This is a genomic window from Streptomyces sp. NPDC055955, from assembly GCF_042270245.1.
Classification (GTDB): domain Bacteria; phylum Actinomycetota; class Actinomycetes; order Streptomycetales; family Streptomycetaceae; genus Streptomyces.
In genome coordinates this window covers 113,682-132,134 of sequence record NZ_JBHJYS010000010.1, presented here as the reverse complement: position 1 = coordinate 132,134, position 18,453 = coordinate 113,682, and the positions used below count along the sequence as shown (strand labels likewise).

Annotated in this window: 15 protein-coding genes; 6 read left to right on the top strand and 9 right to left on the bottom strand. The window is 70.1% G+C overall.

The window, feature by feature from the left end; genetic code table 11:
* Positions 1-94 precede the first annotated feature (94 nt).
* Complete coding sequence (locus ACFC96_RS21555; protein WP_376260101.1) at positions 95-2,179, bottom strand: serine/threonine-protein kinase; 2,085 nt, start codon at positions 2,177-2,179, stop codon at positions 95-97.
* A 114-nt stretch (positions 2,180-2,293) separates the two neighbouring features.
* On the opposite strand from ACFC96_RS21555, the gene ACFC96_RS21550 reads away from it, so the two are divergent.
* Positions 2,294-3,343, top strand: coding sequence for a serine hydrolase domain-containing protein (locus tag ACFC96_RS21550; RefSeq protein ID WP_376613606.1), 1,050 nt, complete (start codon positions 2,294-2,296; stop codon positions 3,341-3,343).
* 387 nt (positions 3,344-3,730) lie between these two features.
* Here the strand turns inward: ACFC96_RS21550 and ACFC96_RS21545 are convergent, their stop codons facing one another.
* Positions 3,731-5,437 (bottom strand): glycerol-3-phosphate dehydrogenase/oxidase, encoded by a 1,707-nt coding sequence (locus tag ACFC96_RS21545; RefSeq protein ID WP_376260105.1) that lies wholly within the window; start codon positions 5,435-5,437, stop codon positions 3,731-3,733.
* A 285-nt stretch (positions 5,438-5,722) separates the two neighbouring features.
* Here ACFC96_RS21545 and ACFC96_RS21540 point away from each other — a divergent pair, with 285 nt between their 5' ends.
* Positions 5,723-6,976, top strand: coding sequence for a nucleotide sugar dehydrogenase (locus tag ACFC96_RS21540; protein ID WP_376613604.1), 1,254 nt, complete (start codon positions 5,723-5,725; stop codon positions 6,974-6,976).
* 126 nt (positions 6,977-7,102) lie between these two features.
* On the opposite strand, the gene ACFC96_RS21535 is transcribed toward ACFC96_RS21540, so the two are convergent.
* The 4 genes from ACFC96_RS21535 to ACFC96_RS21520 form a co-directional block, all read right to left on the bottom strand.
* The gene (locus tag ACFC96_RS21535; protein WP_116510973.1) at positions 7,103-8,227 is read right to left on the bottom strand and encodes a GuaB3 family IMP dehydrogenase-related protein; all 1,125 of its coding nucleotides are present in this window, start codon (positions 8,225-8,227) and stop codon (positions 7,103-7,105) included.
* A gap of 114 nt (positions 8,228-8,341) precedes the next feature.
* Positions 8,342-9,847, bottom strand: coding sequence for an IMP dehydrogenase (gene guaB, locus ACFC96_RS21530; protein WP_227296814.1), 1,506 nt, complete (start codon positions 9,845-9,847; stop codon positions 8,342-8,344).
* 326 nt (positions 9,848-10,173) lie between these two features.
* Positions 10,174-10,758, bottom strand: coding sequence for a sigma-70 family RNA polymerase sigma factor (locus ACFC96_RS21525; protein ID WP_116510977.1), 585 nt, complete (start codon positions 10,756-10,758; stop codon positions 10,174-10,176).
* Between the two features lie 253 nt (positions 10,759-11,011).
* Entirely contained in the window at positions 11,012-11,623 is a 612-nt protein-coding gene (locus ACFC96_RS21520) for a response regulator transcription factor (RefSeq protein ID WP_003948568.1), read from the bottom strand.
* Positions 11,624-12,005: 382 nt separating this feature from the next.
* On the opposite strand from ACFC96_RS21520, the gene ACFC96_RS21515 reads away from it, so the two are divergent.
* A complete protein-coding gene (locus ACFC96_RS21515) occupies positions 12,006-12,344 on the top strand; it encodes a WhiB family transcriptional regulator (RefSeq protein ID WP_266561100.1) in 339 nt (112 codons plus the stop codon).
* Positions 12,345-12,403: 59 nt separating this feature from the next.
* Here ACFC96_RS21515 and ACFC96_RS21510 read toward each other — a convergent pair whose 3' ends face one another.
* Positions 12,404-13,300 (bottom strand): LysR family transcriptional regulator, encoded by an 897-nt coding sequence (locus tag ACFC96_RS21510; protein WP_376260110.1) that lies wholly within the window; start codon positions 13,298-13,300, stop codon positions 12,404-12,406.
* A gap of 80 nt (positions 13,301-13,380) precedes the next feature.
* Here ACFC96_RS21510 and ACFC96_RS21505 point away from each other — a divergent pair, with 80 nt between their 5' ends.
* The 3 genes from ACFC96_RS21505 to ACFC96_RS21495 all read left to right on the top strand — a co-directional run bounded on the left by ACFC96_RS21505 (position 13,381) and on the right by ACFC96_RS21495 (position 16,234).
* A complete protein-coding gene (locus ACFC96_RS21505) occupies positions 13,381-14,061 on the top strand; it encodes an MOSC domain-containing protein (RefSeq protein WP_376260112.1) in 681 nt (226 codons plus the stop codon).
* 506 nt (positions 14,062-14,567) lie between these two features.
* Complete coding sequence (locus ACFC96_RS21500; RefSeq protein ID WP_376260114.1) at positions 14,568-15,341, top strand: SDR family NAD(P)-dependent oxidoreductase; 774 nt, start codon at positions 14,568-14,570, stop codon at positions 15,339-15,341.
* A 185-nt stretch (positions 15,342-15,526) separates the two neighbouring features.
* Complete coding sequence (locus tag ACFC96_RS21495) at positions 15,527-16,234, top strand: ester cyclase (RefSeq protein ID WP_376260115.1); 708 nt, start codon at positions 15,527-15,529, stop codon at positions 16,232-16,234.
* Between the two features lie 144 nt (positions 16,235-16,378).
* Here ACFC96_RS21495 and groL read toward each other — a convergent pair whose 3' ends face one another.
* Both groL and groES read right to left on the bottom strand, forming a co-directional pair.
* Positions 16,379-18,004 (bottom strand): chaperonin GroEL, encoded by a 1,626-nt coding sequence (groL, locus tag ACFC96_RS21490; RefSeq protein WP_376260117.1) that lies wholly within the window; start codon positions 18,002-18,004, stop codon positions 16,379-16,381.
* Between the two features lie 110 nt (positions 18,005-18,114).
* Positions 18,115-18,423 carry a co-chaperone GroES gene (gene groES, locus ACFC96_RS21485; RefSeq protein WP_073810087.1) on the bottom strand — a complete coding sequence of 103 codons (309 nt, stop codon included), beginning with the start codon at positions 18,421-18,423 and terminating at the stop codon, positions 18,115-18,117.
* Positions 18,424-18,453 lie beyond the last annotated feature (30 nt).

The window sequence follows — 18,453 nt, the reverse complement described above, 5'->3', positions numbered from 1 at the left end:
TTCGCTTTGCGCCCTGTTGTGCGCAGTGGTGCGTCCCGATACGGCTGCGCACGGTCCGCAAGCACTCACGATACGTGCCGGACTGCCTTCAGGCTCAGGACTTCGGCTTGAACGTCTTGGTGAACGTCTGCCAGGTGGCCTTGCGCTGCGCACCGTCCCAGTCGGCGGCCTTGGCCGTGTACATCAGGCCGTACCCGAGACCGCTGTTGACCACGAAACCGCGGTCGATCGAGCGGTACTTGGTGCCCCCGTCGACGTACGTGAACTCCCAGTCCGCGGTGTTCCAGCCGCGGAAGTCGACAGCCGCTATCCGGATCCGGTCGTACTGGGAGCGGCGCATGTACTGCTCCTGGTTGCGCCAGTCCTGGACCGGGTTCGACTTGGGCGTCGTCGTCCAGCCGACGAGCAGCTTCTGTCCGTCGGGACCCGTGAAGCGGGCCCCCGCCGCGCTCGTCGAGCTGTACTTCCAGCCCTTCGGGAGCCCGATGGAGAAGCCCTGGTCGTGCTTGTACGTCGAGGCGGCGCCGCTGCCGCCCGGGATCCCGCTGCCGCCACCGGTGCTGCCGGGCGACGCACCCTGGCCGGCGTCGCTGTCCTTGTCTCCGCCCTTGTCGGTGTCCGAGCCGGAGCCCTGGCCCTTGTCGGAGCCCTTGCCGCCGTCCTGAGCCGCGTCGTTGCCGCTGCCGGACCCGCTGCCCTTGTCCTTGCTGTCGCCGCCGCCGCTGCCGCTGCCGGCGCCGCCACTCGCTCCCGCGGAGGCGGACTTGTCGCCGCCCTTGGCGGAACTGCCGTCGTCGCCACCGCTGAACGCGATGCCGATGACGGTGCCGATCACGGCGAGCGCGACGAGCACCGCGACGATCACGAGGGTGCGCCGCGGGACCACGTCCGTGAGCGAGGCCCTGGTCGCCGGCGTGCGCGGCGGCCCGGCGGGCTGCGCCGGAACACCCGAACCGCCCTGCCCGACCGCAGGATGCGCGGAGGCCTCCGCCGTGCCGCCGGACGCGGCCTCACCACTCCTGCCTGCCGCTCCGGCCGCCGTCGCGGCGGTGGCCGCGGCAGCGGCCTTCCGCACGGACCGCAACGCGCCACGCAGCTTCTCGGCCGCTTCTTCGGTCCTCTTGCCCGCGCCGGTGCCGTCACCGGCGTCCGCGGGGCTCACGGACGCAGCCGAAGACCCGGCCCCCGCGGCAGCTCCCGCCGCCGAACTTCCCTTGCCGAAGCGCACCTTGGGCGTCTTGGGCACCTTGGGCGTCTGCTCGGGAATGGGCGGCAGCGGCACGACCTTGGTCGCGTCGACCGGCTCGGGCGCCTCGTCCTTGGGCTCGGGAGCGTGCAGGACGTCGTTCAGGAGGGCCCGCGCCCCGGCGTCGTCGAGCCGCTGCTCCGGGTCCTTGGCGAGCAGCCCGTAGATGACCTTCTCCAGCGGCCCCGCGTTCTTGGGCGGGTCGACCGGCTCGGTCATGACGGCCGTCAGGGTCGCGATGGCGGACCCCTTGTCGTACGGAGGAACTCCCTCCACCGACGCGTACAGCAGGCCGCCGAGCGACCACAGGTCGGCGGCGGGGCCGGGCTTGTGCCCGCGCGCCCGCTCCGGCGAGATGTACGAGGGCGCGCCGACGAGCATGCCGGTGGACGTGATCGAGGGGTCGCCCTCGACCTGGGCGATGCCGAAGTCCGTGAGGACGACGCGCCCGTCCTCGGCGATCAGCACGTTCGACGGCTTCACGTCGCGGTGCAGGATGCCCTCGCGGTGCGCGGCGCGCAGCACGTCGAGGATCGCGAGCCCGACCTCGGCGGCGCGCCGCGGCTCCAGCAGGCCGTCCTCACGGATCTGCTCCGCGAGGGACTTGCCCTCGACGAGTTCCATCACGATCCACGGCCGGTCGTCCTCGTCGACCACGTCGTAGACCGTCACCGCGCTGTTGTTCCGGATCCGCGCGATCGCCTTCGCCTCACGCAACGTTCGCGTGATCAGGCGCCGCTTCTCCTCGTCGTCGATGCTCGACGGGAACCGCAGTTCCTTGACGGCGACCGTCCGGCCGAGTGTCTCGTCCTTCGCCCGCCACACGGTGCCCATGCCGCCGCGGCCGAGGACCTCTCCCAGCCGGTAGCGCCCGGCGAGGAGACGTGCGCTCTTGTCCTGACGAGCTGTGCCCGTCTGCTCCGCCTCCGACATGCGTCCCCTCTGCAACCCGCCCTGACAGAGCCTTCATTGTCCCTTACCCGGGGACCACTCCACGCCCAGGGTCGGCCGTCCCTCATGATGGACCGCACACACGGAGGGACCGTCATGCCCGTACTTCGGACACTGCTGGCGATACCCCTGGCAGCGGCCCTCTTCTGTATGTTTCCGGGCAGTTCCACGTCACTCGCGGCCCCGGCCACGGATGCCACTCTTCCGTTGCTGGTCACGGAGGGCAAGGCCCCCGCCGCGGCGCTGCTCGCCCGCGAGGGCGGGACGACGCGCTTCGTACGCACCGGCCCCACGATCCGCCGCACCGACCACTTCCGGGCCGGGAGCATCACGAAGTCGTTCATCGCGACGGTCGTGCTGCAACTCGCCGCCGAACACCGCCTGCGCCTCTCCGACACGGTGGACGACCACCTCCCTGGTCTACTGCGTGACCACACCGTCTCCCTCCACTCGCTTCTCACCCACACCAGTGGCCTGCCCGACTTCACGGCGCGCACGCACGGCACGATCCCGGTATCCCCCACAACGGCCGTACGACTGGCCGAGGCCGGCCCGCCGAGCCCTCGCGACCACTGGTCGTACTCGAACACCAACTACGTCGTGCTGGGCATGGTCATAGGCCAGGTCACGGGCCACTCGTACGCGACCGAGGCCCGCCGCCGCATCATCGAACCGCTCCACCTGACCGACACGTCGTTCCCCGGCACCCGCACCACACTGCCCACACCGCACGGCCGCGCGTACGACGCGACGGGCGACGACGTGACCACTCTGAACCCGCGCGTGGCCGGCGCCGCAGGCGAACTGATCTCCACCCTCACCGACCTGAACCGCTTCTACACGGCCCTCCTGAAGGGGCGCCTCCTCCCACCGGGCCAACTCCGCACGATGCTCGACACCCGCACCACACAAGGCCGCTACGGCATGGGCCTCTACCCCACGAAGCTCCCCTGCGGAACGACGATATGGGGCCACAACGGCCGAATCGAGGGCAGCTACGTCCGCACGGCGGCAACGAGAACGGCGTCGAGAGTCATCACGTTCCGCACCGACACAGACACCACGAAGCACACCCCCGAACTGGAACGCCGCCTGCTGACGGCAGAGTTCTGCCACCCCACACCCACCAACGGGTCGGACGATTGACCCCGAACACACCACGCACCGCGTCCGCCGCCCCAAGGACGAGCACACCGATTCAGCCCGCCCGGCGAGCCTGATCACGACCGCGCCCTTCCCCCCCGCCCGGCACCCGAGGACAAGCGCGCCGTATCCCGTATCAGCCCCTCCAGCGTTCGAGGACCAGCACACCCTTCCTCCTGCCGGGCACCGAAGGACGAGCACACCGATTCAGGCCGCCCGGCGAAGGTGAGAACGACCGCGCCACTTCAGCCCGTCCGGCGTTTGAGGACGAGCCCGCAGGGCGAACGGGGGGCCTGGGGACACCGCCCCCAGCGCAACCCCGCCCACCCATCCACCCCGTACAAGCCAGACCCGCACAAGCCAGACCCGCACAAGCCAGACCCGCACAGATCAAAGCGGCACAATATCCGGCGCCCCCAGTCGCGCCGCATCGGCCGAGAGGTCATCCGGCTGACGCTGAGACTCCCGCTCGGCCTGCACCCGCTTCTCGTAGTGCTGCACCTCCCGCTCGATCTGGTCCTTGTCCCAGCCGAGCACCGGGGCCATCAACTCCGCCGCCTCACGCGCGCACCGCGTCCCCCGGTCGAACGTCTCGATCGAGATCCGTGTGCGTCGCGTCAGCACATCGTCGAGGTGCCGCGCCCCCTCGTGCGAGGCGGCGTACACGACCTCGGCCCGCAGGTAGTCGTCGGCGCCGGTGAGCGGCGCGCCGAGCCCGGGGTCGGCTGCCACCAGGTCGAGCACCTCCTCCGCCAACGACCCGTACCGGTTGAGGAGATGCTCCACCCGCACCACATGGAGCCCGGTCCGCGCGGCGATCCTCGCCCGCGCGTTCCACAGCGCGTGGTAGCCCTCGGCCCCGATCAGCGGAACGTCCTCGGTGACGCAGTCGGCGACCCGCTGGTCGAGCCCGTGCACCGCCTCGTCGACGGCGTCCTTGGCCATCACCCGGTACGTCGTGTATTTGCCGCCCGCCACGACGACCAGCCCCGGCACGGGGTGCGCCACCGTGTGCTCGCGCGAGAGCTTGCTCGTGGCGTCGGACTCACCGGCGAGCAGGGGCCGCAGGCCCGCGTAGACCCCCTGGACGTCATCGCGCGTGAGGGGCACCGCGAGCACCGAGTTCACATGCTCGAGCAGATAGTCGATGTCGGCACTGGAGGCCGCGGGGTGCGCCTTGTCGAGGTCCCATTCCGTGTCCGTGGTGCCCACGATCCAGTGGCGCCCCCACGGGATCACGAACAAGACGCTCTTCTCGGTCCGCAGGATGAGCCCGGTCGTCGAGTTGATCCGGTCCTTGGGCACGACGAGATGGATGCCCTTGGACGCCCGTACATGGAACTGGCCCCGCTCGCCCACCATCGCCTGGGTGTCGTCCGTCCACACGCCCGTCGCGTTCACGATCTGGCGGGCGCGGATCTCGTACTCCCCGCCGCCCTCCACGTCCTCGACGCGGGCGCCGACGACGCGCTCGCCCTCCCGCAGAAACCCGGTCACACGTGCCCTGTTGGCGACTTTCGCCCCGTACATCGCGGCCGTGCGCACCAGTGTCGCCACATACCGCGCGTCATCCATCTGGGCGTCGTAGTACTGCAGGGCGCCGACGAGCGCGTCCTTCTTGAGCGCGGGCGCGACCCGCAGCGCGTGTCGCCGGCTCAGATGGCGGTGCATGGGCAGTCCGCGCCCATGCCCGCGCGCCATGGACATCGCGTCGTACAGGGCGACGCCCGAGCCCGCGTACAGCCGCTCCCAGCCCTTGTGCTGGAGGGGATACAGGAACGGGACCGGCTTCACGAGGTGCGGGGCGAGCCGCTCCAGGAGCAGCCCGCGCTCCTTCAGCGCCTCGCGTACGAGTGCGAAGTCGAGCATCTCGAGATACCGGAGCCCGCCGTGGATCAGCTTGCTCGACCGGCTCGATGTGCCGGAGGCCCAGTCCCGCGCCTCGACCAAGCCGGTGGACAGACCCCGGGTCGCGGCGTCGAGCGCGGTGCCCGCGCCGACCACCCCCGCGCCCACGACCAGGATGTCCAGCTCTCGCTCGGCCATTCCCGCGAGCGCCTCGGCACGCTCCGCCGGTCCCAGTGTCGCTGTCCTCACTGCTACCTCCCGCTGTCGGTCAGTCGGCGTCGGTCCAGTCGGTCCCACCGGTGTCACCTGTCTGATGCGCCCCGGCCCTCATCACCCATGCACCGATTCTGACCGCCGTGCCCGACTTCAGCCACCACTCACCCGCAGCCTGTGGACAACACTCCCGGATTCCCGGCCAGGCAATACCGCATAACGGTCATATTTACTCCTAGTCTGACATTGCGCTCGCCCATCTTGTCCACAGGGCTTGCGCTCTCCTCCCGCTCCGGCTATTGGGAAGGACGGCCCACCGCCATGCCCGCAGATCTCGCCGTCGTCGGACTCGGTCACCTCGGCCTGCCCCTCGCCCAGGCCGCCGTCGCCACCGGCATCGCGACCATCGGCTACGACCCCGCACGCGCCACCGACCTCGCGGCCGGCCGGCTCCCCGGCGACGGCGCCGAGGGAACCCTGACCGCCGCCGACATCCGCCGGATGCTCTCGGGAGGCTTCCGGCCGACCGGTGACCCCGTCGAACTCGGCCGCGTCCGCACCGCCGTCATCTGCGCCCCCGCACCGCTCGGCGCGGACCGCTCCCTCGACCTCACACAGCTCACCGACGCCACGCGCGCCCTCGCCGCCCGTCTGCGCCCCCACACCACGGTGATCATCGAGACCCCGGTCGCCCCCGGCACCACCGAAGGCGTCCTGCGCCCCCTCCTGGAGGACGGCTCGGGGCTGCGCGCCGGCCGCGACTTCCACCTCGCCTACTCGCCGGGCCGCCTCGACCCCGGCAGCCGCACGCACGCGTACGCCACGACCCCCAAGGTGATCGGCGGCCTCACCCCCGCCTGCACCGAGTCCGCCGCCGCTTTCTACGGCCGCCTGTCCGACAAGGTGGTGCGCGCGCGCGGACCGCGCGAGGCCGAGACCGTCCAGCTCCTGGAGACCAACTACCGCCACGTCAACATCGCCCTGGTCAACGAGATGGCCGTCCTCTGCCACGACCTGGGCGTCGACCTGTGGGACGTCATCCGCTGCGCCGAGACCAAGCCGTTCGGCTTCCAGGCGTTCCGTCCCGGCCCCGGCGTCGGCGGCCACGGAGTCCCCCAGGACCTCTCAGGCACGCCCCTCCCCGTCCGCCCCCTGCGCATGGTGGAACTGGCCCAGCAGGTCAACCACCACATGCCCCAGTACGTGATCCAGCGCGCCGCCACCCTCCTGAACGAACACGGCAAGTCCGCCCGCGGCGCCCGCGTCCTGCTCCTCGGCATCACGTACAAGCCCGATGTCGCCGATCTGGAAGGCACGCCCGCCCAGGAGATCGCCACGCGACTGATGCAGCTGGGCGCGGCGGTCAGCTACCACGACCCGCACATCCCCTCGTGGAACGTCCTCGGCCACCCGGTCCCCCGCGCGGACTCCCTCTACGAGGCCGCCGCGGACGCCGACCTGACGATCCTGCTCCAGCATCACCGCACGTACGACCTCCAGGGCCTGTCCGTGAAGGCCCAGCTCCTCCTGGACACCAGGGGCGCCACCCCGACAGGCGCGGCCCACCGCCTGTGAAGCCCCTCTCCACAGCCCCGTAGAGGCCCATGAACCCCGTAGGAGGTCTGGAGAGACCCGTGGAGGCCCTCTACGTGGAAGGGGCCCGCACCGTTTCGGTGCGGGCCCCTTCCACGTAGTACTGCGTCAGCGGCGGTGCTGCGAGTCCGCCACCGTGACCTCGACCCGCTGGAACTCCTTGAGCTCGCTGTAGCCGGTCGTCGCCATGGCGCGCTTGAGGGCGCCGAAGAAGTTCATCGAACCGTCCGGGGTGTGCGAAGGCCCGGTGAGGACCTCCTCCGTCGTACCGACGGTCCCGAGGTCGACCTTCTTGCCGCGCGGCACGTCCTCGTGGACGGCCTCCATGCCCCAGTGGTGACCGCGGCCGGGCGCGTCCGTGGCGCGCGCCAGCGGGGAACCCATCATCACGGCGTCGGCGCCACAGGCGATGGCCTTCGGCAGATCGCCGGACCAGCCCACGCCACCGTCGGCGATCACGTGCACGTACCGGCCGCCGGACTCGTCCATGTAGTCGCGGCGGGCGGCGGCCACGTCGGCCACGGCGGTCGCCATCGGCACCTGGATGCCCAGCACGTTGCGCGTGGTGTGCGCGGCGCCGCCACCGAAGCCGACGAGCACACCGGCCGCGCCGGTGCGCATCAGGTGCAGCGCGGCGGTGTACGTGGCGCAGCCGCCCACGATGACCGGCACGTCCAGCTCGTAGATGAACTGCTTCAGGTTCAGCGGCTCGGCGGCACCGGAGACGTGCTCGGCGGACACGGTGGTCCCGCGGATCACGAAGATGTCGACGCCCGCGTCCACGACGGCCTTGGAGAACTGGGCGGTGCGCTGCGGCGACAGCGCGGCGGCGGTGACGACACCGGAGTCGCGCACCTCCTTGATGCGCTGCCCGATCAGCTCCTCCTTGATGGGAGCCTCGTAGATCTCCTGGAGGCGGCGCGTGGCGCTCTCCGTGTCCAGCTCGCCGATCTCGTCGAGCAGCGGCTGCGGGTCCTCGTAGCGGGTCCACAGGCCCTCGAGGTTCAGCACGCCGAGGCCACCGAGCTCCCCGATCCGGATGGCGGTGGCCGGCGAGACGACCGAGTCCATGGGAGCCGCCAGGAACGGCAGCTCAAAACGGTAGGCGTCGATCTGCCAGGCGATCGAGACCTCCTTCGGGTCGCGCGTACGACGGCTCGGTACGACGGCGATGTCGTCGAAGGCGTACGCCCGGCGGCCGCGCTTGCCGCGCCCGATCTCGATCTCAGTCACGTGTGTGGCCTTTCCCTCTGCGTTTCAGCGCCTTCCAGTATCCCCGACATACGCGCCAGGGGCGGCCCCGGGAACCCCGGAGCCGCCCCTGACTCTGTCTTCGACTGTCTGCGGCTACTTGCTGCGGCTGTAGTTCGGTGCTTCGACCGTCATCTGGATGTCGTGCGGGTGGCTCTCCTTGAGGCCCGCGGACGTGATCCTCACAAAGCGGCCCTTGGTCTCCATCTCGTCGATGGAGGCGGCGCCCACATAGCCCATCGTCTGGCGCAGACCGCCGACGAGCTGGTGCAGCACGTTGGCCAGCGGGCCGCGGTAGGGCACCTGACCCTCGATGCCCTCGGGCACGAGCTTGTCGTCGGAGGCGACCTCGGCCTGGAAGTAGCGGTCCTTGGAGTACGACCGGCCCTGACCGCGGGACTGCATCGCCCCGAGGGAGCCCATGCCGCGGTACGACTTGAACTGCTTGCCGTTGATGAACAGCAGCTCGCCCGGGGACTCCTCACAGCCCGCGAGGAGGCTGCCCAGCATGACCGTGTCGGCACCGGCGGCGAGCGCCTTGCCGATGTCGCCGGAGTACTGCAGACCGCCGTCACCGATGACCGGGACGCCGGCGGCGCGGGCGGCGAGAGCCGCCTCGTAGATGGCGGTGACCTGCGGGACGCCGATACCGGCGACCACGCGCGTGGTGCAGATGGAGCCGGGGCCCACACCGACCTTCACGCCGTCGACACCGGCGTCGATCAGGGCCTGCGCGCCGTCACGCGTCGCGACGTTGCCGCCGATGACGTCGACGCCGACGCTGGACTTGATCTTCGCCATCCAGTTCAGCGCGTTGCTGTTGTGTCCGTGCGACGTGTCGACGATGAGGAAGTCCGCGCCCGCCTCGGCCAGCGCCTGAGCGCGCTCCAGGGCCTCGGGGCTGGCACCCACCGCGGCACCGACGAGGAGGCGGCCCTCGGCGTCCTTCGCGGCGTTCGGGTACTGCTCGGCCTTCACGAAGTCCTTGACGGTGATGAGGCCCTTGAGGACGCCCGCGTCGTCGACCAGCGGAAGCTTCTCGATCTTGTGACGGCGCAGCAGCTCCATGGCGTCGACGCCGGAGATGCCGACCTTGCCGGTCACGAGCGGCATCGGCGTCATGACCTCGCGCACCTGCCGGCTGCGGTCGGACTCGAACGCCATGTCGCGGTTGGTGACGATGCCGAGCAGCTTGCCCGCCGGGTCGGTCACCGGGACGCCGCTGATGCGGAACTTCGCACACAGGGCGTCGGCCTCGGCCAGCGTCGCGTCCGGGTGCACGGTGATCGGGTCGGTCACCATGCCGGACTCGGAACGCTTCACGAGGTCGACCTGGTTGACCTGGTCCTCGATCGACAGGTTGCGGTGCAGCACGCCGACGCCACCCTGCCGCGCCATGGCGATGGCCATGCGGGACTCGGTGACCTTGTCCATCGCCGCCGACAGCAGCGGAATGTTCACGCGCACGTTGCGGGAGATGCGGGACGAGGTGTCGACCGCGTTCGGGAGGACCTCGGACGCGCCCGGCAGCAGCAGCACGTCGTCGTAGGTCAGCCCGAGTGTCGCGAATTTCTCGGGCACTCCGTCGACGTTTGCAGTCATGACACCTTCCCCAAATGGCCTTGATCGGTGCGGATGTCCATGCTAACGGGATCCGGAGGTGTCTCATTCCACGATCAAGATCACCGAGCAGATTTGTACGTTCACACGTGTGCAGTACACGCCCAGCCCTGGGCGCCCCTCACGCGCGCGTGGCGCGTCTCACTCCGATCGGCTCACTCCTCGGCGAGCGTCACCGCTCCGCGAACGCCACGGTTCGGTGAGTGCCACCGCCCGGCGAACGTCGCGGTTCAGTGAGTGCAACCGCCCGGCGAACGCGACGGTTCAGTGAGTGCCCATGTCCGGCAAGCGCCACGGTTCGGTGCGTGTCACTGCTCGGCGAGCGCCCGCAGCCGGCTGAGCGCGCGGTGCTGGGCGACGCGGACGGCGCCCGGCGACATGCCGAGCATCTGTCCGGTCTCCTCGGCGGTGAGGCCGACGGCGATCCGGAGCAGCAGCAGCTCGCGCTGGTTCTCCGGAAGGTTGGCGAGAAGCTTCTTCGCCCACTCCGCGTCGCTGCTGAGCAGGGCCCGCTCCTCCGGTCCGAGCGAGTCGTCGGGCCGCTCCGGCATCTCGTCGGAGGGCACGGCGGTGGATCCGGGGTGCCGCATGGCGGCGCGCTGCAGATCCGCGACCTTGTGCGCGGCGATGGCGAAGACGAACGCCTCGAAGGGGCGCCCGGTGTCCTTGTAGCGCGGCAGCGCGAGGAGTACCGCGACACAGACTTCCTGCGCGAGATCCTCGACGAAGTGCCGCGCGTCACCCGGCAGTCGGGTCAGACGGCTGCGGCAGTAGCGGATCGCGAGGGGATGGACGTGCGCGAGAAGGTCGTGCGTGGCCTGCTCGTCACCCTCGACGGCGCTGTGGACCAGTGCACCGATGGCTCCTCGGCCGGCTGCCTCGTCGTCGCGCATCGGTCCATGGTGCCTTGGCGGCGTCCGGTCCGTGGCACCGCGTCCGTAGTTGTGCACTGAAGCGTTATGAGCAGGTGCGCCGGAACTCATCTCGTGCGCCCTCCCCTTCCGCTCGGCCGACTCGTCCCTGAGGAACTCCACAACTCAAGGATGCGGCATGTCCGGCGAAACGAGGACCGGCGGCCGTCCGCAGCCCCGTCCGCCCTGGGGCGGACGGGGATCGCTGTGCCCCCGCGGCGGCGCACCGTGCGCCTTAGCGGACCAGGCCCCAGCGGAAGCCGAGCGCCACGGCGTGCGCACGGTCCGAGGCGCCGAGCTTCTTGAAGAGGCGGCGTGCGTGCGTCTTGACCGTGTCCTCGGAAAGGAAGAGCTCGCGCCCGATCTCCGCGTTGGACCGGCCGTGACTCATGCCCTCGAGCACCTGGATCTCACGCGCCGTGAGCGTCGGCGCCGCACCCATCTCGGCCGACCGCAGTCTGCGCGGCGCGAGCCGCCACGTCGGGTCGGCGAGCGCCTGCGTGACCGTGGCACGCAGTTCGGCACGCGAGGCGTCCTTGTGCAGATAGCCGCGAGCACCGGCGGCGACGGCGAGCGCGACACCGTCCAGGTCCTCGGCCACGGTGAGCATGATGATGCGCGCACCGGGATCGGCGGACAGCAGTCGCCGGACCGTCTCGACGCCGCCCAGACCGGGCATGCGTACGTCCATCAGAATCAGGTCCGAGCGGTCGGCGCCCCAGCGGCGCAGGACTTCCTCGCCGTTGGCCGCGGTCGTCACGCGCTCTACGCCGGGGACGGTCGCGACCGCGCGGCGGAGCGCTTCTCGGGCAAGCGGGGAGTCGTCGCAGACGAGGACGGATGTCATGACCGTCCTCCGCAGCTGATGCGCGTCACCTTGGGCCTCCAGGCTGGTACGAATCGTCACCTGTGCGGTCGACGCTCTCGGACAGATGCCCGAGCGCTTGTTCTTTCAACCGCCTCCGCACTCTCAACGACGGTCACCCGAAAGAGTTACGGGTTCGACGGTCTGCTTCGGCACTCTACGTGAGGGACCGGATACAGAGGCAGACGGCGCAAGCGACTCACAAGGTTTCACCACAAGCCATGCCCCATTTAGCCGTTTTTCTTCACTTTCAGTGGTGTCTGAGGCTAGATTCGCAATGAGTCATATTTTCATCTCCTTAGACAGTAGATGTACGGTTCTTGGGCACCTTCCCGCGTCAGAACGGCTACAAGGGGACACAGCAATGGCAGATTTCTCCCGCCTTCCCGGACCGAACGCAGATCTGTGGGACTGGCAGCTCCTCGCGGCCTGCCGCGGGGTGGACAGTTCGCTCTTCTTCCATCCGGAGGGAGAGCGGGGAGCGGCGCGCAGCGCCCGCGAGAACTCGGCCAAAGAGGTCTGTATGAGGTGCCCGGTGCGCGCGGAGTGCGCTGCTCACGCGCTCCAGGTACGCGAACCGTACGGCGTGTGGGGCGGGCTGACCGAGGACGAGCGCGAGGAGCTCATGGGCCGCGCCCGCAATCGGCTCGTCGCCGCCGCGCCGGCACCGGCGGGCGGCGCCCCACCCGGGGTGAACAACTGACGGAACGTTTCTTCAAGAAGGGCACGCAGGGGTGTGCCCGTGGGCCCGTACGGGCCCGATCAGCGGGCCGCGGCCCGCGTCAGATGGTCGAGCATGGCTGCCACGGCCGGCACCTGGGCCAGGTCGGGCAGTGTGAGGGCGACGATCTCGCGCTGCACAGCCGGCTCCACCGTCACTGTGCGTGCGCCCTTGGGGCGTACGGATTCGATGGCGAGCTCCGGCAGGACCGCCACACCGAGGCCTGCGCCGACCAGGCCGATCACCGCCGGATAGTCATCGGTCGCGAAGTCGATGCGCGGAGTGAATCCCGCACCCTCGCAGACCTCCACCAGCTGCCGGCGACAGCGCGGGCAGCCCGCGATCCAGGGCTCGTCGGCCAGCTCACCGATGGAGAGCGCGTCCGACTTGGCCAGCCGGTGCCCCTCAGGGACGAGGCCGACAAGCCGGTCGGCCAGCAGCGGTCGCACGACGAGGTCGTCCCAGTCCTCCGCGGCCTGCGCCCCTTCGTAGCGGAAGGCCAGGGCCACATCGCAGTCGCCCTCACGCAGCATCTCGACCGAGCGCGGCGGTTCCGCCTCCACCAGGGAGACACGGGTGCCGGGGTGCGCGGCGCGCAGGGCGGCCAGCGCCGTGGGGACGAGCGTGGAGCTGCCACTGGGGAACGAGACGAGCCGGACCCGGCCTGCGCGCAGGCCCGCGATGGCGGCGACCTCTTCCTCCGCCGCGGTCAGCCCGGCCAGGATGCCCGCCGCGTGTCGCACCAGAGCTTCACCCGCCTGAGTGAGTCGCATCTCGCGGCCCGTGCGGATGAGGAGCGGGGTGCCCGCGGAGGATTCGAGAGCCTTCATCTGCTGGCTGACCGCGGGCTGGGTGCAGCCGAGTTCGCGGGCGGCCGCCGAGAAGGAACCGGTGGCGGCCACGGCGCGCAGGACACGGAGATGACGGGCCTCGATCATTCCTCAAGCATAAGGGAGCCTTGGGTGCAACGGGAATTAATGCGTCGACGCTTTGGCGTCGCGTCGCTTAGCGTGCCCTCATGAAGCTTCTGTCTCTGAATGTGGGTCGCCCCGAGGCCAGCGAGCACACCGACCAGGCCGAGGGCGTGACCGGCATCGACAAGCGGCCGGTGCCGGGCCCCGTCCGGGTGGCGGCGCCCGGGCCCAAGGGGGTCGGCGCCAGCGGTCTCGAAGGGGACGCCGTGTGCGACATGCGCCATCACGGCGGCGACGACCAGGCGGTCTACGCCTTCGCCCGCGAGGACCTCGACGAATGGCAGGGCACGCTCGGCCACGTTCTGCGCAACGGCTCGTTCGGCGAGAACCTCACCACCGAGGGTGTCGACGTGACGGGCGCGAAGATCGGCGAGCGCTGGCGCGTCGGCTCCGACCTGATCCTCGAGGTCGCCTCCGGCCGGATCCCCTGCCGCACGTTCCAGGGCCACCTCGGCGAGAAGGGGTGGGTCAAGCGCTTCACCGCGCGAGCCGCGCCCGGCGCGTATCTGCGCGTGATCGAGCCGGGCGCGATCCGGGCGGGCGACACCATCGAGATCGTGCACCGGCCCGACCACGAGGTGACCGTCGCCTTCCAGTTCCGGGCCGTCACGACCGACCGGGACCTGCTCCCGCGATTGCTCGTCGCGGCGGACGCACTCGCCCCCGAGGCGGTCGAAGCGGCTCGTACGTACGTGGCGAAGCACGGCGGCGGCGACGCGGCGTAGCGGCGGAAGCACTTCCGGGCCGCGCGACGGTGGCGGGCTCGGGCGCGCGGCGCCAACGCCTCGGTCCGCGTGGCGGTCGCGGAACCGGCCTGCGTGGCAGTCGCGGAACCGGCCTGCGTGACGGTTGCGGAACTGGTCCGCGCGCCGGTCAAGGGACCGGTCGCGAGCGCCACGCCGGTGACGGCCGAACCGGCCGTGCGGAGAAGGCGCTTGAGGCCGGACACGCGTCGAACGCGCGTCGAGTTCCCGCCCGACCCACCCCCACCCCATCGGGGGAAGCCCTCCACAGATAGCTGAATTCGCCGCAGATACGGGCAAGTTGGAGATATCCGAACGTCAACAGGCGGCGCGTGGGTGCTCCTTCCGGACACTCCGCACATGTCCGCCGCCGTCCGCTCTCCCGCGAGGACAGCGGCGTGACGGGGCAGTTCGCGGTCGTGGAAAAGAGTCAACGCGCGGGGACTCCCGCGCGTGGTCATGCCCACGGCGGTCACTAGCCTTGCCCCATGACTACCGCTCTGATTACGGGATCCACCTCGGGGATCGGTGCCGCGTTCGCGCGCCGGCTCGCCGCGGACGGCCACGACCTCGTCCTGGTGGCGCGTGACACCAAGCGGCTGCGGGAGCAGGCCACCGAGCTCCACGACCGGCACGGCATCGAGGCCGAGGTACTCACGGCGGACCTCGCCACCGACGAGGGCATCGGCGCGGTCGAGGCACGGCTGACCGACCGCAAGCGTCCGGTGGACCTGCTGATCAACAACGCGGGCTTCGGCAACAAGGGCCAGTACCTGGAGGTCCCGCTCGCCGACGAGTTGACCATGCTCAAGGTGCACTGTGAGGCGGTCCTGCGGCTCACGTCCGCCGCGGTGGCGCCGATGCGTGAGCGCGGCAGGGGCGGCGTGGTGAACGTGGCGTCGGTGGCGGCGTTCGTGCCGCGCGGGACGTACGGCGCGTCGAAGGCGTGGGTCGTGCAGTTCACGCAGGGCGCGGCGCGGGACCTGGCCGGCAGCGGTGTGCGGCTGATGGCTCTCTGCCCGGGCTTCGTCCGTACGGAGTTCCACCAGCGGGCCGACATGGGCACCGACAACATCCCCAAGTGGATGTGGCTCGACGCCGACAAGCTGGTGGCGGCGGCACTCGCCGATCTGGCGCGCGGCAAGTCGCTGTCCATCCCGGATCCGCGGTACAAGACGCTGATGGGCGTGGTGAAGCTGGCGCCTCGCGGGCTGCTCGGCGGCGTCACGGCGAAGACGGGGCGCAAGTACGGGCCGCAGTAGGACGCGACGGGGCCGAAGCCGGGTCCGGGGCCGGGTCCCGCGGGGCGCCTCGGTCCCGGACCCGGTCCCGTCAGAGCCCGACCCACCCGCTCCCGCTCCCGCTCCCGCTCCCGCCAGGGTCGTTACACGGCGGTGGGAGGATGGAGCTGTCCGGACCGCACGCAGGGGGGCCGGAAGGTGGCGTCATGACGTTCGTGCAACTGATCGACTGCAAGACCAGCCGATTCGACGAGATGAACCAGCTCATGGACACATGGGCGGAGCGGACCAAGGGGAAGCGGACCGCGACGCACAGCGTCGTCGGCAAGGACCGGTCCGACGCGTCGCACTTCATCGAGATCGTGGAGTTCCCCTCGTACGAGGAAGCGATGCGGAACTCGAACCTTCCGGAGACCGACACGATCTTCCGGGAGATGGTCGCCCTCTGCGACGAGATGCCCACCTTCACCGACCTCGAGGTGGTGCGGGACGAGCAGTTGTACGCGGGCAACGCGCGCAGGTTCTTCGAGACGGTCGCCACCGACGGTGAACTGCCGCCGCTCAACGGCCTGCTCGCGGAGGACTACCACGACCACGACCCCGGCAACGTGACGGACACCATCGGTCTCGACGCGATGCGGCGGGAGATCGAGATGTACCGCAGAGGGTTCGACATCGACTTCACCATCGACGACCAGATCACCGAAGGCGACCGCGTATGCACGCGGTGGACCTTCAAGGGCGACCACAACGGCGACTTCATGGGCATTCCGGCGACGGGCAAGCAGGTCACGATGACCGGTTCGACCATCTTCCGGTTCCAGGAGGACGGGAAGATCGTCGAGGGCTGGTGGCAGGAGGACCGGCTGGGGCTGATGGCCCAGCTCGGCGCGCTCGATCAGCTCGAGTCCTGACCGCGCGAGTCCTGGCCCGTGGGGCCTGACCTCTCGAGTCCTGACCCGGCGCCGCACGCGCCGAGGCCCGGCCCCGCGAAGAACGCGGAACCGGGCCTCGTACGACAGACGCCGGTCGAACCGGCCGACCGGCGGCTCAGCGCACTAGTGGGAGTGGCCGTGCCCGTGGCCGGCGGCCTCGGGCTCCTCCTCCGCCGGCTTCTCGACGACCAGGGTCTCGGTCGTGAGCAGCAGCGAAGCGATGGACGCGGCGTTCTCCAGGGCGGAGCGGGTGACCTTGACCGGGTCGATGACGCCGGCCTTGACCAGGTCGCCGTACTCGCCGGTCGCGGCGTTGAAGCCCTGGCCCTTGTCGAGCTCGGCGACCTTCGAGGTGATGACGTAGCCCTCGAGGCCGGCGTTCTCGGCGATCCAGCGCAGCGGCTCGACGGCGGCGCGGCGCACGACCGCGACACCGGTGGCCTCGTCGCCGGTCTTGTCGAGGTTGCCCTCGAGGACCTTGACGGCGTGCACCAGAGCGGAGCCACCACCGGAGACGATGCCCTCCTCGACCGCGGCGCGGGTCGCGGAGATGGCGTCCTCCAGACGGTGCTTCTTCTCCTTGAGCTCCACCTCGGTGGCGGCGCCGACCTTGATCACGCACACGCCGCCGGCGAGCTTCGCGAGGCGCTCCTGGAGCTTCTCGCGGTCCCAGTCGGAGTCCGTGTTCTCGATCTCGGCCTTGATCTGGTTGACGCGGCCCTCGACGTCGGCCTTGTTGCCGCCACCGTCGACGATCGTGGTGTCGTCCTTGGTGATGGTCACGCGGCGGGCGGTGCCGAGCACGTCCAGACCGGCCTGGTCGAGCTTGAGGCCGACCTCCTCGGCGATGACGGTGGCACCGGTGAGGGTGGCCATGTCGCCGAGCATCGCCTTGCGGCGGTCACCGAAGCCGGGCGCCTTGACGGCGACGGCGTTGAACGTGCCGCGGATCTTGTTCACGACCAGGGTCGACAGGGCCTCGCCCTCGACGTCCTCGGCGATGATCAGGAGCGGCTTGGAGCCACCGGCCTGGATGACCTTCTCGAGCAGCGGCAGCATGTCCTGGATGGAGGAGATCTTGCCCTGGTTGATCAGGATGTACGGGTCCTCGAGCACGGCCTCCATGCGCTCCTGGTCCGTCACGAAGTACGGAGACAGGTAGCCCTTGTCGAACGCCATGCCCTCGGTGAAGTCCAGCTCCAGACCGAAGGTGTTGGACTCCTCGACGGTGATGACACCGTCCTTGCCGACCTTGTCCATCGCCTCGGCGATGAGCTCGCCGACCTGCGAGTCCTGGGCGGACAGACCGGCGACGGCGGCGATGTCGGCCTTGTCCTCGATCGGACGGGCGGTCGCGAGGAGCTCCTCGGACACGGCCTTGACCGCGGCGTCGATGCCCTTCTTCAGGGCGGCCGGGGAGGCGCCGGCGGCGACGTTGCGCAGGCCTTCCTTGACGAGGGCCTGGGCGAGCACGGTGGCGGTGGTGGTGCCGTCACCCGCGATGTCGTTGGTCTTGGTCGCCACCTCCTTCACCAGCTGGGCACCGAGGTTCTCGTACGGGTCGTCGACCTCGACCTCGCGGGCGATCGTGACACCGTCGTTGGTGATGGTGGGAGCGCCGAACTTCTTGTCGATGACGACGTTGCGGCCCTTGGGGCCGATCGTCACCTTGACCGTGTCGGCAAGCTTGTTGACGCCGCGCTCGAGGGCGCGACGGGCGTCCTCGTCGAACTTCAGGATCTTCGCCATGGAGCTGTTAGTCCTCTCGAACGAACTGCGCCCCCGACGCCCGGCATGCTGAGAGAAGTCGCAGCTGAGTAGCGGGGTGCCAGGGGCGCAGAACTAAAACAGTGGGTGAATTACTTCTCGACGATCGCGAGCACGTCGCGAGCCGAGAGGACGAGGTACTCCTCGCCGTTGTACTTCACCTCGGTGCCGCCGTACTTGCTGTACAGCACGATGTCGCCGGTCTGCACGTCGAGCGGCAGACGCTCGCCGTTCTCGAAGCGCCCGGGGCCCACGGCGAGGACGACGCCCTCCTGGGGCTTCTCCTTCGCGGTGTCCGGGATGACCAGGCCAGAGGCGGTGGTCTGCTCGGCGTCGAGCGGCTGGACCACAATGCGGTCCTCGAGCGGCTTGATGGCAACCTTGGAGCTGGTGGTCGTCACGATCCGACCTCCCCCTTCGGAGATCACGGG